Annotated in this window: 16 protein-coding genes; 12 read left to right on the forward strand and 4 right to left on the reverse strand. The window is 55.7% G+C overall.

The genetic code is table 11. From position 1 onward, the window contains the following. The first annotated feature begins 141 nt into the window (after positions 1 to 141). Positions 142 to 516: an inner membrane protein YbjM gene (locus ACMGG3_RS03050; RefSeq protein WP_020884874.1), complete on the forward strand. Its 375-nt coding sequence runs from the start codon at positions 142 to 144 to the stop codon at positions 514 to 516. 30 nt (positions 517 to 546) lie between these two features. On the opposite strand, the gene ACMGG3_RS03055 is transcribed toward ACMGG3_RS03050, so the two are convergent. Beyond that, on the reverse strand, positions 547 to 816 hold the full coding sequence (locus ACMGG3_RS03055; protein WP_014169305.1) for a GrxA family glutaredoxin: 270 nt from the start codon (positions 814 to 816) through the stop codon (positions 547 to 549). A 182-nt stretch (positions 817 to 998) separates the two neighbouring features. Between ACMGG3_RS03055 and nfsA the strand changes: the two genes are divergently transcribed. The 11 genes from nfsA to ACMGG3_RS03110 all read left to right on the forward strand — a co-directional run bounded on the left by nfsA (position 999) and on the right by ACMGG3_RS03110 (position 11716). After that, positions 999 to 1721: a nitroreductase NfsA gene (gene nfsA / locus ACMGG3_RS03060; protein WP_025204598.1), complete on the forward strand. Its 723-nt coding sequence runs from the start codon at positions 999 to 1001 to the stop codon at positions 1719 to 1721. Positions 1722 to 1790: 69 nt separating this feature from the next. After that, positions 1791 to 2693 (forward strand): 30S ribosomal protein S6--L-glutamate ligase, encoded by a 903-nt coding sequence (rimK, locus tag ACMGG3_RS03065; protein WP_020884872.1) that lies wholly within the window; start codon positions 1791 to 1793, stop codon positions 2691 to 2693. Positions 2694 to 2756: 63 nt separating this feature from the next. Next, positions 2757 to 3233, forward strand: coding sequence for a YbjN domain-containing protein (locus tag ACMGG3_RS03070; RefSeq protein WP_020884871.1), 477 nt, complete (start codon positions 2757 to 2759; stop codon positions 3231 to 3233). A 351-nt stretch (positions 3234 to 3584) separates the two neighbouring features. Then, entirely contained in the window at positions 3585 to 4697 is a 1113-nt protein-coding gene (gene potF, locus ACMGG3_RS03075) for a spermidine/putrescine ABC transporter substrate-binding protein PotF (RefSeq protein ID WP_014169310.1), read from the forward strand. A 143-nt stretch (positions 4698 to 4840) separates the two neighbouring features. Next, positions 4841 to 5974: a putrescine ABC transporter ATP-binding subunit PotG gene (gene potG / locus ACMGG3_RS03080; RefSeq protein WP_049023300.1), complete on the forward strand. Its 1134-nt coding sequence runs from the start codon at positions 4841 to 4843 to the stop codon at positions 5972 to 5974. Positions 5975 to 5984: 10 nt separating this feature from the next. Continuing rightward, positions 5985 to 6938, forward strand: coding sequence for a putrescine ABC transporter permease PotH (potH, locus tag ACMGG3_RS03085; RefSeq protein WP_014169313.1), 954 nt, complete (start codon positions 5985 to 5987; stop codon positions 6936 to 6938). Beyond that, a complete protein-coding gene (potI, locus tag ACMGG3_RS03090) occupies positions 6935 to 7780 on the forward strand; it encodes a putrescine ABC transporter permease PotI (protein WP_134178978.1) in 846 nt (281 codons plus the stop codon). Before potH ends, potI begins: the two co-directional genes overlap by 4 nt. 65 nt (positions 7781 to 7845) lie before the next feature. Next, positions 7846 to 8319 carry a YbjO family protein gene (locus ACMGG3_RS03095; RefSeq protein ID WP_014169315.1) on the forward strand — a complete coding sequence of 158 codons (474 nt, stop codon included), beginning with the start codon at positions 7846 to 7848 and terminating at the stop codon, positions 8317 to 8319. 40 nt (positions 8320 to 8359) lie between these two features. Next, positions 8360 to 9487 carry a 23S rRNA (uracil(747)-C(5))-methyltransferase RlmC gene (rlmC, locus tag ACMGG3_RS03100; protein ID WP_047955281.1) on the forward strand — a complete coding sequence of 376 codons (1128 nt, stop codon included), beginning with the start codon at positions 8360 to 8362 and terminating at the stop codon, positions 9485 to 9487. A 71-nt stretch (positions 9488 to 9558) separates the two neighbouring features. Next, complete coding sequence (locus ACMGG3_RS03105) at positions 9559 to 10263, forward strand: response regulator transcription factor (RefSeq protein WP_414149566.1); 705 nt, start codon at positions 9559 to 9561, stop codon at positions 10261 to 10263. Next, complete coding sequence (locus tag ACMGG3_RS03110) at positions 10250 to 11716, forward strand: ATP-binding protein (RefSeq protein ID WP_020884866.1); 1467 nt, start codon at positions 10250 to 10252, stop codon at positions 11714 to 11716. The genes ACMGG3_RS03105 and ACMGG3_RS03110 overlap by 14 nt, the downstream gene beginning before the upstream one ends. A gap of 63 nt (positions 11717 to 11779) precedes the next feature. On the opposite strand, the gene artJ is transcribed toward ACMGG3_RS03110, so the two are convergent. From artJ to artQ, 3 genes are all read right to left on the reverse strand, one after another. Beyond that, positions 11780 to 12511, reverse strand: a complete 732-nt coding sequence (artJ, locus tag ACMGG3_RS03115; protein WP_040017023.1) for an arginine ABC transporter substrate-binding protein ArtJ — start codon at positions 12509 to 12511, stop codon at positions 11780 to 11782. Between the two features lie 177 nt (positions 12512 to 12688). Further along, on the reverse strand, positions 12689 to 13357 hold the full coding sequence (gene artM / locus ACMGG3_RS03120; protein ID WP_014169321.1) for an arginine ABC transporter permease ArtM: 669 nt from the start codon (positions 13355 to 13357) through the stop codon (positions 12689 to 12691). Beyond that, a complete protein-coding gene (gene artQ, locus ACMGG3_RS03125; protein WP_032681357.1) occupies positions 13357 to 14073 on the reverse strand; it encodes an arginine ABC transporter permease ArtQ in 717 nt (238 codons plus the stop codon). Before artQ ends, artM begins: the two co-directional genes overlap by 1 nt. Positions 14074 to 14075 lie beyond the last annotated feature (2 nt).

A 14075-nucleotide genomic window follows, 5' to 3' on the forward strand; every position in this document is an offset into this window, starting at 1 on the left:
GTTTAATCGTATTAGCTACTGACAGCCACCTATTATCGCTTCACCCTGTGTGTACTTTGGCAAGGATTGCCGCATTGCTTTATCTGACTGGGCGTCTACCCGACGAAAGTGTATTTGATAGAGATAAGTCAGGAGGATAGTTTGAACATTAAACGAAACTGGGCGGGGGTGATCAGCTGCTTTTTGCTGTTCATTGTCGTTTGCATGTCCCTCGCTTTTAATGTGAAGGGGGCGTTCAGGGCGTCGGGTCATCCGGAGCTGGGGTTGCTCTTTTTCACACTGCCAGGGGCTGCTGCCAGTTTTCTCTCCCGCCGGGGGGAAGTGGTGAAACCGTTACTGGGCGCAATACTTGCAGCGCCGCTGTGTCTGCTGCTGATGCGGTCACTGTATATTTCAACGCGAAGTTTCTGGCAGGAGCTGGCGTGGTTGCTGAGTGGCGTCTTCTGGTGCGCACTGGGAGCGCTATGTTTTTTGTTTGTCCACAGCATGTTGGCCCGGCGCAGACAGCACAAATAAAAACGCCCTCAGGGTGAGGGCGTCTTAGCATTACTGAGCGGCAAACAGGCCCAGATGCTCTTTAGCGTATGCTTCAAAGTCTGTGCAACCGCCGATGTGTTTCTGATCGAGGAAAATCTGCGGTACGGTTTCAACCGGTTTACCCACGGTTTTTTCCAGATCGGCTTTGCTGATCCCTTCCGCATGGATATCAACATAACGGAAGTTAAAATCATCACGCTCTTCGGTCAGTTTCTCAGCCAGCTCTTTCGCGCGCACACAGTAAGGGCACCCTGGACGACCAAAAATTACTGCAAACATTTCTCTCTCCTCGAAAACAAGCCTGACGGCGAATGGGTCTATAGTGCCCGATAACCTGCCGCCATTAAAGAAGGTTTCGCCTGTCGTTATAATACCTCTCAGCTATGTTTCGCCAATTACATCGCGCGCATCATTGCCTATACTGGCTGCGATATGATTCACGCAAGACAAAGAGAGACAAGATGACGCCAACCATAGACCTGCTACGTTCCCATCGTTCAATTCGCCACTTCACCGACGAGCCGATAACGCCGGCGCAGCGTGAAGCCATTATTGACAGTGCAAGGGCGACATCCAGCTCCAGCTTCCTGCAGTGCAGCTCCATTATTCGCATTACCGACCCGGCAATGCGTGAACAACTGGTGACCCTCACCGGTGGACAGAAGCATGTGGCACAGGCAGCCGAGTTCTGGGTGTTCTGCGCCGATTTTAACCGCCATCTGCAGATCTGCCCGCAAGCCGAGCTTGGCCTTGCCGAGCAGCTGCTGCTGGGTGTCGTGGACACCGCGCTGATGGCGCAAAACGCCTTCACGGCGGCGGAATCGCTGGGGCTGGGCGGCGTGTACATTGGCGGGCTGCGTAACAATATCGAAAGCGTTACCGAACTGCTGAAGCTGCCAAAACATGTTCTGCCCCTGTTTGGCCTGTGCCTTGGCTGGCCTGCGGATAACCCGGACCTCAAGCCGCGCCTGCCTGCGGCGATGCTGGTGCATGAAAACCACTACCAGCCTGTCGATCAGGATGTGCTGGCGCAATACGATGAAGAGCTGGCGCACTACTACATGACGCGCGACAGCAATAACCGTCGCGATACCTGGAGTGACCACATTCGTCGCACCATCATTAAAGAGAATCGCCCGTTTATTCTCGACTATCTGCACAAACAGGGCTGGGCGACACGATAGCCCATTCATCCTGCGCCTGCCTGCGTGTATGATACGCAGGCTTTTTCCATGTCTTTAGAGAGGTGCAGGGTGAAAATTGCCATTTTGTCCCGGGATGGAACGCTCTATTCATGTAAACGCCTGCGAGAAGCGGCGGCAAAACGGGGGCATCAGGTTGAGATCCTCGATCCGATGTCCTGCTATATGAACATTGATCCTGCTGCCTCATCGATTCATTACAAAGGCCGTAAGCTCCCGCATTTTGATGCGGTTATCCCCCGCATCGGCTCCCAGATAACCTATTACGGCACGGCCGCGTTGCGCCAGTTTGAGATGCTGGGCAGTTATCCGCTCAATGAATCCGTTGCGATATCTCGGGCCCGCGATAAGCTCCGTTCGCTGCAATTGCTTGCCCGGCAGGGAATCGATCTTCCGGTTACCGGCATTGCGCATTCACCGGACGACACCAGCGATTTAATCGATATGGTGGGTGGCGCGCCGTTAGTGATCAAGCTGGTGGAAGGCACTCAGGGCATTGGTGTGGTGCTGGCCGAAACGCGGCAGGCGGCGGAAAGCGTGATTGACGCCTTTCGAGGGCTGAATGCCCATATTCTGGTGCAGGAGTACATTGAAGAAGCCAAAGGGCGCGACATTCGCTGTTTTGTTGTCGGTAACGAGGTGGTTGCGGCCATCGAACGCCAGGCAAAAGAGGGCGACTTCCGCTCTAATCTGCACCGTGGCGGCGTGGCGAGAGTCGCGGATATCAGCGATCGCGAGCGTGAGATTGCCGTGAAGGCGGCGCAAACGCTGGGGCTGGATGTGGCGGGTGTTGATTTACTGCGGGCGACGCGCGGGCCGCTGGTGATGGAGGTGAATGCCTCACCGGGACTGGAAGGGGTGGAAAAAACCACCGGGGTCGATATTGCGGGTAAAATGATCTCATGGGTCGAGCGCCACGCAACGCCGGGCTACTGTCTGAAAACGGGCGGTTAAATGGATTACAGCGCACTTTTTGCGTACTCTATGCGAAGTTTTTATTAAAGAGGCTGCACTGCGATGGATTTACAGGTCGTTCCAACACTGGATACGTTACGTCAATGGCTCGATGATGCCGGTATCACTTTCTTTGAATGTGATTCCTGCCAGGCGCTGCATTTGCCTCATATGCAAAATTTCGATGGTATTTTCGATGCCAAAATCGATCTCATTAACGACGTGATCCTCTTCTCTGCGCTGGCCGAAGTGAAACCGTCTGCGCTGCTGGCCCTGGCCTCTGACCTGTCGGCCATCAACGCCAGTTCTTTGACGGTGAAAGCATTTCTCGATATACAGGATGATAATCTGCCAAAACTGGTCGTTTGCCAGTCTTTATTCTCCGGTGCCGGCCTCTCATTCAAGCAGTTCTCCTGGTTTATGCGCTTGAGTGAAGAGCAAATTTCGATGGTAATGATGGAAGCGAATGCGCACCATCTGCTGTATAGCACGGAAGATGATGCAGAGAATAATGATGCATCTCCCAATTTTCTTCACTAAGCCTGTCTGACTTTTGCGCAGTCGCTGCCATAGCGGCTGCATAACGCCATTTTTTCTGCTGCTTTTAACCTTTCTTTAAAGAATTTTTCACCTCCCCAAACGCCATTTCGGCTTATCACGTAGACATAACCTGCATAAAAAATTGATAAAAGGCGTTTTTTCGTCTGGGCTATAGCCGGAGACACGGGCTACAGTTATTCTTGCGATGCTTAAAAAAGCGAGCGGATCCTGCCGGGTAAAGAGGTTTCTTTTTATTTCGTGCAGAGCGACAAACTATGCATGATTATTGCATATCTTCAGATTGCACAGTTTTAGTTCGTTTGTTAACGAGCTTTCAGAAGGAATAACGATATGATCGCCTTGAATAAAAAATGGTTATCGGGTCTGGTTGCGGGTGCTCTGATGGCCGTCTCTGCCGGCACGCTCGCTGCGGAACAAAAAACGCTGCACGTTTATAACTGGTCTGACTATATCGCGCCGGATACCGTCGCTAATTTCGAAAAAGAGACCGGCATTAAAGTGGTCTATGACGTTTTCGATTCCAACGAAGTGCTGGAAGGGAAACTGATGGCGGGCAGTACCGGTTTTGACCTGGTGGTACCTTCCGCAAGCTTCCTTGAGCGTCAGCTGACGGCAGGTGTTTTCCAGCCGCTCGATAAGAGCAAATTACCGAACTGGAAAAACCTCGATCCGGAAGTGCTTAAGCTGGTCGCCAAGCATGACCCGGACAACAAATACGCGATGCCGTATCTGTGGGCGACCACCGGTATTGGCTATAACGTCGATAAAGTCAAAGCGGTGCTGGGTAAAGATGTCAAACTCGACAGCTGGGACGTGGTGCTGAAGCCGGAAAACCTTGAGAAGCTGAAAAGCTGCGGCGTCTCTTTCCTGGATGCGCCAGAAGAGATTTTCGCCACCGTGCTGAACTACCTGGGCAAAGATCCTAACAGCAGCAAGGCCGATGATTACACCGGCCCGGCAACCGATCTGCTGCTGAAGCTGCGTCCGAACATTCGTTACTTCCACTCCTCGCAGTACATCAACGACCTGGCAAACGGCGACATCTGCGTGGCGATTGGCTGGGCAGGGGACGTATGGCAGGCGGCTAACCGCGCCAAAGAAGCCAAAAACGGCGTGAATGTTTCCTACTTCATTCCAAAAGAGGGCGCGCTGGCGTTCTTCGACGTCTTCGCCATGCCGGCTGACGCGAAAAACAAAGACGAAGCTTACCAGTTCCTTAACTACCTGATGCGTCCGGAAGTCATCGCGCATATCAGCGATCACGTCTATTACGCTAACGGCAATAAGGCCTCTGTGCCGCTGGTCAGCGAAGAGATCCGCAATAACCCGGCTATCTATCCGCCGGCGGATGTGTTTGCCAAGTTGTTCACCCTGAAAGTTCAGGATCCAAAAATTGACCGCGTGCGTACCCGTGCGTGGACCAAAGTGAAAAGCGGTAAATAACGGCGTCCGGTACGGTTGCCCGGTGGCGAAAACGCTCACCGGGCCTGCTAAACCCGTCGGTCGGGCTGGCGTGAGCGCCGCCCGACGATGCGCACCCTGATGGTGCGTTTGCACCAGTTTTGATTTCTGCCGGAGAGCACCCCGTGAATGACGCGATCCCCCGCCCGCAGGCGAAAGTCCGTAAAGCGCTGACCCCGCTTCTTGAAATTCGTAACCTCACCAAATCTTTCGATGGTCAGCATGCCGTGGACGACGTCAGCCTGACTATCTACAAAGGTGAAATTTTTGCCCTTCTGGGCGCATCTGGCTGCGGTAAATCGACCCTGCTGCGTATGCTGGCCGGTTTTGAACAGCCTACCGCCGGGCAAATCATGCTGGATGGTGTCGATCTTTCCCGCGTGCCGCCGTATCAGCGCCCGATAAACATGATGTTCCAGTCTTACGCGCTCTTCCCACATATGACGGTGGAGCAGAATATCGCCTTTGGTCTTAAGCAGGACAAACTGCCGAAAGCCGAAATCGCCGCCCGCGTGGCGGAGATGCTCAGCCTGGTGCACATGCAGGAGTTCGCGAAGCGTAAACCGCATCAGCTCTCTGGTGGCCAGCGTCAGCGCGTGGCGCTGGCCAGAAGCCTGGCGAAACGTCCTAAGCTGCTGCTGCTCGATGAGCCGATGGGTGCCCTGGATAAAAAACTGCGTGACCGTATGCAGCTGGAAGTGGTGGATATCCTTGAGCGCGTGGGGGTGACCTGCGTGATGGTTACCCACGACCAGGAAGAGGCGATGACCATGGCCGGGCGTATTGCGATCATGAACCGCGGTAAGTTCGTACAGATTGGCGAGCCGGAAGAGATTTATGAGCATCCGACCACCCGCTACAGCGCGGAGTTCATCGGGTCGGTCAACGTTTTCGAAGGGCTGCTGAAATCGCGCGAGGATGACGGTCTGGTGATCGAGTCGCCGGGGCTGCAGCATCCGCTTAAGGTCGATCCGGATAGCTCGGTGGTGGATAACGTGCCGGTGTATGTCGCGCTCCGCCCGGAGAAGATCATGCTGTGCGAAGATCCGCCTGCCGATGGCTTTAACTTCGCCGTCGGGGAAGTGGTGCACATTGCTTACCTGGGCGACCTCTCCATCTACCATGTGCGTCTGAAAAGCGGGCAGATGCTCAGCGCCCAGCTGCAGAACGAACATCGTTATCGCAAGGGACAGCCGACCTGGGGCGATGAAGTGCGCCTGTGCTGGGATGCGGACAGTTGTGTAGTGCTGACGGTATAAGGAGCGGACAATGAGTACCTTAGAACCTCCAGCCCGCGTTGAAAAACCGGGTGGCTTTGCGCACTGGCTGGCGCGCATGCAGATGAACCACGGACGCAAGCTGGTGATTGCCATGCCTTACGTGTGGCTGATCCTGCTGTTCCTGCTGCCGTTCCTGATTGTTTTTAAGATAAGCCTGGCGGAAATGGCGCGGGCGATCCCGCCCTATACCAACCTGCTGGACTGGGCTGACGGACAGCTGACGCTGACCCTTAACCTCGGCAATTTCCTGCAGTTGACGGAAGATCCGCTCTATTTCGAAGCATATCTGCAGTCGTTGCAGGTGGCGGCGATCTCGACGATCTGCTGTTTGCTGCTGGGTTACCCGCTGGCATGGGCCGTGGCGCACAGTAAATCGTCGACGCGCAACATTCTGCTGTTGCTGGTGATCCTGCCGTCATGGACCTCGTTCCTGATCCGCGTCTACGCGTGGATGGGGATCCTGAAAAACAACGGCGTGCTGAATAACTTCCTGATGTGGCTTGGGGTTATCGATCAGCCCCTGACAATCCTGCATACCAATCTCGCGGTCTATATCGGGATTGTTTACGCCTATCTGCCGTTTATGGTGCTGCCAATTTATACGGCGCTGACGCGTATCGATTATTCGCTGGTGGAAGCATCGCTTGACCTTGGTGCCCGCCCGCTTAAAACCTTCTTCAGCGTTATCGTTCCGTTGACCCGGGGCGGCATTATTGCCGGGTCGATGCTGGTCTTTATCCCGGCGGTAGGGGAGTTTGTGATCCCGGAACTGCTCGGTGGCCCGGACAGCATCATGATTGGGCGCGTGCTGTGGCAGGAGTTCTTTAATAACCGCGACTGGCCTGTGGCGTCTGCGGTGGCGATCGTGATGTTGCTCCTGCTGATCGTACCGATCATGTGGTTCCACAAACATCAGCAGAAACAGATGGGAGACCACGGATGAACAACTTACCGGTAGTGCGCTCCCCGTGGCGAATTGCCATCCTGGTGATTGGCTTTACTTTCCTGTATGCACCCATGTTGATGCTGGTGATCTACTCGTTCAACAGCTCCAAACTGGTAACGGTATGGGCCGGCTGGTCGACGCGCTGGTACGGCGAATTGTTCCATGATGACGCGATGATGAGCGCGGTGGGGCTGAGCCTGACCATCGCCGCGCTGGCGGCCACGATGGCCTCCGTGCTGGGGACCATTGCCGCGCTGGTCATGGTGCGCTTCGGGCATTTTCGGGGGTCGAACGGCTTTGCCTTTATGATCACCGCGCCGCTGGTTATGCCAGACGTTATCACCGGTCTGGCGCTGCTGCTGCTGTTCGTCGCCCTGGCGCATGCCATTGGCTGGCCGGCAGATCGCGGCATGCTCACCATCTGGCTGGCACACGTCACCTTCTGTACCGCGTACGTGGCGGTGGTTATCTCTTCGCGTTTGCGCGAGCTGGACCGCTCCATTGAAGAGGCGGCGATGGATCTCGGTGCGACGCCGCTGAAGGTCTTCTTCATTATCACGCTGCCGATGATTATGCCGGCGGTGATCTCCGGCTGGCTGCTGGCGTTTACGCTGTCGCTCGACGATCTGGTTATCGCCAGCTTTGTCTCAGGACCGGGCGCGACGACGCTGCCTATGCTGGTCTTCTCCAGCGTACGCATGGGGGTCAATCCGGAGATTAACGCCCTGGCCTCGATTATCCTCGGGGTGGTCGGAATTGTCGGATTTATCGCCTGGTATTTGATGGCGCGCGCGGAAAAACAACGTGTGCGTGATATCCAGCGTGCAAGACGCGGCTGAAGGATTTAAAATTTCCAGTGATGTGCCGCGCATGACGCGGCACTGTTTTTCAGGGAAGTAAAACATTGGGATTATTAAAAAAATCACGTCTTACGCACGCTCGTCCAAACGTTCCTGCACTGGTGCAGGTGGCGGCGCTCGCTATTATTATGATCCGCTGTCTTGATGTGCTGATGATCCTTAACACCCTGGGTGTGCGCGGTATGGCTGAATTCATTCACCGCAGCGTACAGACGTGGAACCTGACGCTGGTCTTTTTGAGCAGCCTGGTACTGGTGTTTATCGAGATTTACTGCGCATTTTCGCTGGTCAGAGGACGCAACTGGGCGCGCTGGGTCTATTTGCTGACGCAAATTACGGCGGCAAGCTATCTGTGGGCCGCCTCGCTGGGGTATGGCTATCCGGAACTGTTCAGCATTGCGGGTGGATCAAAACGCGAGATTTTGCACGCGCTGTTTTTGCAAAAACTCCCGGATATGCTGGTGCTGTTTTTCCTGTTCGTGCCTGCTTCCAGTCGGCGGTTCTTCCAGCTGCAATAATGTGTATAATCGCAGCCCTCGTGAATCTTAAGGTTTTGATATGCAGTGCGCACTCTATGACGCCGGTCGCTGCCGCTCCTGTCAGTGGATAGAACAGCCGGTTTCTCAGCAACTCACCGCCAAAATGGCCGATCTGCAACACCTGCTGGCAGACCATGCCGTGGGCGAATGGTGCGCACCCGTCAGCGGGCCGGAGCAGGGCTTTCGTAATAAAGCCAAAATGGTGGTGAGCGGCAGCGTTGAAAAACCGCTGCTGGGCATGTTGCATCGCGATGGTACGCCTGAAGATTTAACCGACTGTCCGCTTTATCCTGCCTCGTTTGCGCCGGTCTTTGCTGCGCTCAAACCGTTTATTGCCCGTGCCGGGTTAACGCCCTATAACGTTGCCCGCAAGCGCGGCGAGCTGAAATACCTTCTTCTTACCGAAAGCCAGGTAGACGGCAGCATGATGCTGCGCTTTGTTCTGCGCTCAGAAGCCAAGGTGGAGCAGCTTCGCGCGGCGTTGCCATGGCTTCAGCAACAGCTTCCGCAGTTAACCGTTATCACCGCGAATATTCAGCCGGTGCATATGGCTATCATGGAAGGGGAGCGGGAGATCTTCTTCACCGAACAGCATGCGCTGGCAGAAACGTTCAACGATGTACCGCTGTGGATCCGTCCGCAAAGCTTCTTCCAGACCAACCCGACCGTCGCGAGTGCGCTTTATGCCACCGCCCGTGACTGGGTGCGGGCGTTAAATATCCATCATATGTGGGATCTGTTCTGCGGGGTGGGCGGCTTCGGTCTGCACTGCGCCACGCCAGACATGCAGCTTACCGGGATTGAGATCTCCGCCGAAGCGATTGCCTGTGCCAGACAGTCTGCCGCAGAGCTTGGGTTGACCCGGCTGCACTTCCAGGCGCTGGACTCCACGCAGTTCGCGACGGGGCAGGTCAATGTGCCTGAACTGGTGCTGGTGAACCCGCCGCGCCGGGGCATCGGGAAAGCGCTGTGCGACTATCTGAGCCAGATGGCACCGGACTACATCGTCTACTCCAGCTGCAACGCGCAGACGATGGCAAAAGATATCGCGACGCTGCCGGGCTACCGCATTGAACGCGTCCAGCTGTTCGATATGTTCCCGCATACCGCGCATTATGAAGTCCTGACGCTACTTGTTAAATCTTAAACAAAATGTGAACTCTGTCCGCCTGCGAAATCAGGTAAGCTTATCTCATCAGAATTGAAGAAGGCTTACCCATGAAGCAGATCCTGCTGGTGGAAGATGACCACGATATCGCGGCGCTTCTGCGCCTCAACTTAGAAGATGAAGGCTACGCCATCACCCACGAGCCCGACGGGGGCAATGCCTTACAGCGCCTCGAGAAGCAGCCGTGGGACGCGGTGATCCTCGATTTAATGCTCCCCAACGTCGACGGTCTGGAGATTTGCCGTCGCATCCGCCAGATGACCCGCTACCTGCCGGTGATCATCATCAGCGCCCGCAGCAGTGAAACCGACCGTATTACCGGGCTGGAAACCGGGGCGGACGATTATCTGGCCAAGCCGTTTTCGGTACAGGAGCTGATCGCGCGTATCAAGGCGCTGTTCCGACGCCAGCAGGCGATGGGGCAGGTGCAAAGTGCCGGGAATATTCAGGCTCACGGCCTGACGCTCGACCCGCTGGCGCGCAGCGTGCTTTTGCACGGCCAGGTGGTGGATCTCACCCCGCGCGAGTTTGAACTGCTGTACTTCTTTGCCCGTCATCCCGGTGAAGTTTTCTCGCGTCTGGCGCTGCTGGAACAGGTCTGGGGCTATCAGCACGAAGGTTACGAACACACCGTCAACACCCACATTAACCGCCTGCGCATCAAGATTGAGAAGGACGCCGCCGAGCCGGAGATCATTCGCACCGTCTGGGGCAAAGGCTACAAATTTGCGGAGCCAAACGATGCGCCGCTTTAGCCTGAGCCAGCGCCTGACGCTGCTGTTTATTCTGCTGCTGACGCTCTGTGCGACCATCGCCTGCGCGGTGCAACTTTACAGCACCACGCAGTACGGTAATGCGATGGTGCAGCGGCTGTCCGGTGGCCTGGCGCAGCAGATTGTCCAGCGGGAACCGATTCTGGATGCGCAGGGCAGGGTTGACCGCCACGCGCTGAAGCCGCTCTTTGACCGGCTGATGACCTTCAATCCAAGCGTCGAACTGTACGTTGTCTCGCCTGATGGCGAACTGCTGGCTGACGCCGCGCCGCCGGGGCATATCCAGCGGCAAAAAATCGACCTCGGGCCGGTGCAGACTTTCCTCAGTGATGCCGCGCGGCCGGTACTGGGCGATGACCCGCGAAGCCAGAACAAAAAGGTTTTCAGCGCAACGCCGTTGCGTCAGGACGGAGAACTGAAAGGCTATCTGTACATTATTCTGCAGGGCGAAGAGTCAAACGCGCTGGCGGAGATGGCCTGGCATCAGGCGCTCTGGAGCACCGTCCTGTGGTCATTGATGTGGGTCGCGCTGTTTGGTTTGCTGGCGGGGTTACTGGTCTGGTACTGGGTAACGCGTCCGGTCAAACGTCTCACGCAGGAAGTGGCCGGGCTGGAGCAGGACAGCATTAGCGCCATTAAGCAGCTGGCGGCGCAGCCTACAGAAACCACGGTAAAGGATGAAGTGGCCACGCTGCGCAATACGTTTATCGAGCTGGCCCGTAAAATCACCCTGCAGTGGGATCAGCTGGCCGACAGCGATCGCCAGCGCCGGGAGTTTATCGCCAATATTTCGCATGATTTACGCACGCCGCTCACCTCCTTGCTGGGCTATCTCGAAACGCTGTCGCTGAAATCCGCGACGCTGACGCCGCAGGAACACCAGCAGTATCTCGCCACGGCGCTGCGCCAGGGGCAGAAAGTGCGTCATCTTTCGCAGCAGCTGTTTGAACTGGCGCGCCTTGAGCACGGCGGCATCAAACCGCAGCGCGAGCGTTTTGCCATGGGGGAGCTGATTTCAGACGTGGCGCAGAAATTTGAACTCACGGCCCGCACGCGGGAGGTGAACCTGCGCATTGATGTACCGGGCCCGTTGCCGCTGGTGAATGCCGATGTCTCGATGATTGAGCGGGTGGTGACTAACCTGCTGGATAACGCGATGCGGCATACGCCGACCGGTGGAGAGGTTCGTCTGGCGGTCTGGCAGGAGAACGCGCAGCTACAGGTTGAGGTGGCTGATAATGGAACCGGCGTTGATGCTTCTCTTCGCAACGATCTGTTTGAGCGTCCTTCGGCGTTAAATCCGCAGGCATCACGGGAAAACCGTGGCGGGTTGGGGCTGTTGATTGTGAAACGCATGCTGGAACTGCACGGCGGGGGGATCAGGCTGATGGAGTCCACGAACGGGGCTCGTTTTCGCTTCTTTGTTCCACTGTGAAATTGCCGGGTTTGCCCGGCCTACAGACCACCCCCGTAGGCCAGGCTACCCGACAAAAAGCTGTTACTGCGGGAACCACCGATCGCTGATTTTCTTGTACGTGCCGTCAGCTTTAATTGCTTTCAGCGCGCCATTCAGTTTTTCCAGCAGGGCTTTGTTATCCGGACGCACCGCAATGCCCAGGCCCGTACCGAAGTACTGTGGATCGGTCACTTTTTCGGTCGCGGTGCCCAGCTGTGGGTTGGTTTTCAGCCACTCGTTCACCACCGCAGTGTCACCGAAGACACCATCAATACGGCCATTTTTCAGGTCGATAATGGCATTCTGGTAGCTGTCATAGGCCACGGTTTTCACTTCAGGATGTTTGTCCTGCAGGTATTTCTGGTGCGTGGTGCCGTTTTCCATCCCAATGCGTTTGCCTTTCAGCTGGTCAAAGGATGTGTAAGCCCCTTTCTTCGCAATGACCACCGCCGAGTTGGCGTAGTACGGGTCGGTGAAGGTAACCTGCTTGCTACGCTCTGGGGTGATGTCCATCCCGGAGATCACCGCGTCGTATTTTTTGAATTTCAGCGACGGGATCAGGCTGTCAAACGCATGGTTAGTGAACGTGCAGTCGGCCTGCATCTGTTTGCACAGGGCTTTGGCGAGGTCGATATCAAAACCGACAATCTGGTTGCTGGCATCCAGCGACTCAAACGGCGGATAGGTGGCCGAAACGCCGAAGTTGATTTTATCTGCAGCTGATGCGCCAGCGGCGAAAGTGGCCAGTAAAGCGGCCAGAACTAACTTTTTCATTGTAATGCTCCCGTCTGTCAGTCTGTCTTATGCGCCGTGTCTGCGGCATGGAAATACAATGCCATTTAATGAATTTATATTCAATAAAAATGATTAAATATTATTTAACCCATAAAAAAAGACGGGCAGTCGTTAGACTTGCCCGTCTTCGTCAATAAAATTTATGCAAATCGGTGATTAATTACGGCGCTCAAACGCCAGCGCTTTACGCTCAATAAGGCGCATCATCAGCGTCAACAAACCGTTCACCACAAGATAGACCACGCCCGCGGCACCGAACACCATGACGTCGTAGGTGCGTCCGTAGAGCAGCTGCCCGTGGCCCATGACCTCCATCAGCGTGATGGTGTAGGCCAGAGACGTACTCTTGAAAACCAGCACCACTTCGTTGGAGTAGGAGGAGAGCGCACGTTTAAACGCGTACGGCAGCAAGATAGCCAGCGTGTCTTTCTTGCTCATGCCCAGCGCACCACAGGACTGCCATTGCCCTTCCGGGATGGCACGGATAGCCCCGTAGAAGAGCTGCGTGGTATAGGCCGCACTGTTCAGCGAAAGGGCAATCAGGGCGCACAGCCATGGCTCAGAAAGCAGGTGCCAGATAACCGGATACTCCTGCAGCGACGGGAACTGGCCCGGGCCGTAGTAAATCAGGAAGATCTGCACCAGCAGCGGTGTACCGGTGAACAAGGTTATGTAGGCTCGCACAATCCATACCAGCACCGGCGTTTTTAGCGTCAGGACGATGGTAAAGATCAACGCCAGGATCAGCGCCACGATGATCGATGCGACGGTCAGCGTCAGGCTGGTGTGCAGCCCTTTCATCAGCTCCGGAAAATATTCAAGCATCAGCCTGGTCTCCGTTCAAAGCGCGTCGCACGCAGATCAATGCGCTTGAGGATGTACTGACTCACCAGCGTGATCACCAGGTAGATAGCCGCCGCCACGATGTACCAGGTAAACGGCTCCTGGGTACGGGTCGCGATACTTTTGGTTTGCAGCATTAAATCGTTCACGCTGATCAGGCTTACCAGCGCGGTATCTTTCAGCAGCACCAGCCACTGGTTACCCAGCCCGGGCAGCGCATGACGCCACATCTGCGGCATCACCAGACGGAAGAAAATCGCCGATTTCGACAAGCCTAACGCCTGGCCAGACTCCCACTGTCCCTGCGGAACCGCTTTCAGCGCACCGCGCAGGGTTTGCGAAGCATACGCGGAATAGAGCAGAGAGAGGGCAATCACGCCGCACAGGAACGGGCTGACGTCAAAGTTCTCAATCTGCATCTGCACCGGGATCTGCACCACACCCAGATTGAAGGTGAAGCCGTCCGACAGCGTTAACAGCAGCTGCGAGGAGCCAAAATAGATAAACAGGACCACCAGAATTTCAGGCAGCCCACGCAGCACGGTGACCAGCGCTGAGCCGGCCCATGCGACAGGGAACCATTTTGCTGATTCCCATACCGCAAAGATCATCGCCAGCACAAGGCCGATAATCAGTGCGCAAACGGCAAGGCCGACGGTCATCCCGGCGGCGCTTGCTAAAGGAAAAATTTCATTCATCA

The organism is Enterobacter sp. BNK-18 (assembly GCF_047456135.1).
Classification (GTDB): Bacteria; Pseudomonadota; Gammaproteobacteria; order Enterobacterales; family Enterobacteriaceae; genus Enterobacter; species Enterobacter ludwigii.

Excerpts from the sequence above, each read along its gene's own strand:
- ACMGG3_RS03055 (WP_014169305.1), bottom strand. The coding sequence starts at position 816 with ATGTTTGCAGTAATTTTTGGTCGTCCAGGGTGCCCTTACTGTGTGCGC.
- nfsA (WP_025204598.1), top strand. The coding sequence starts at position 999 with ATGACGCCAACCATAGACCTGCTACGTTCCCATCGTTCAATTCGCCAC.
- ACMGG3_RS03070 (WP_020884871.1), top strand. The coding sequence starts at position 2,757 with ATGGATTTACAGGTCGTTCCAACACTGGATACGTTACGTCAATGGCTC.
- potF (WP_014169310.1), top strand. The coding sequence starts at position 3,585 with ATGATCGCCTTGAATAAAAAATGGTTATCGGGTCTGGTTGCGGGTGCT.
- potH (WP_014169313.1), top strand. The coding sequence starts at position 5,985 with ATGAGTACCTTAGAACCTCCAGCCCGCGTTGAAAAACCGGGTGGCTTT.
- potI (WP_134178978.1), top strand. The coding sequence starts at position 6,935 with ATGAACAACTTACCGGTAGTGCGCTCCCCGTGGCGAATTGCCATCCTG.
- rlmC (WP_047955281.1), top strand. The coding sequence starts at position 8,360 with ATGCAGTGCGCACTCTATGACGCCGGTCGCTGCCGCTCCTGTCAGTGG.
- ACMGG3_RS03105 (WP_414149566.1), top strand. The coding sequence starts at position 9,559 with ATGAAGCAGATCCTGCTGGTGGAAGATGACCACGATATCGCGGCGCTT.
- ACMGG3_RS03110 (WP_020884866.1), top strand. The coding sequence starts at position 10,250 with ATGCGCCGCTTTAGCCTGAGCCAGCGCCTGACGCTGCTGTTTATTCTG.
- artJ (WP_040017023.1), bottom strand. The coding sequence starts at position 12,511 with ATGAAAAAGTTAGTTCTGGCCGCTTTACTGGCCACTTTCGCCGCTGGC.
- artM (WP_014169321.1), bottom strand. The coding sequence starts at position 13,357 with ATGCTTGAATATTTTCCGGAGCTGATGAAAGGGCTGCACACCAGCCTG.
- artQ (WP_032681357.1), bottom strand. The coding sequence starts at position 14,073 with ATGAATGAAATTTTTCCTTTAGCAAGCGCCGCCGGGATGACCGTCGGC.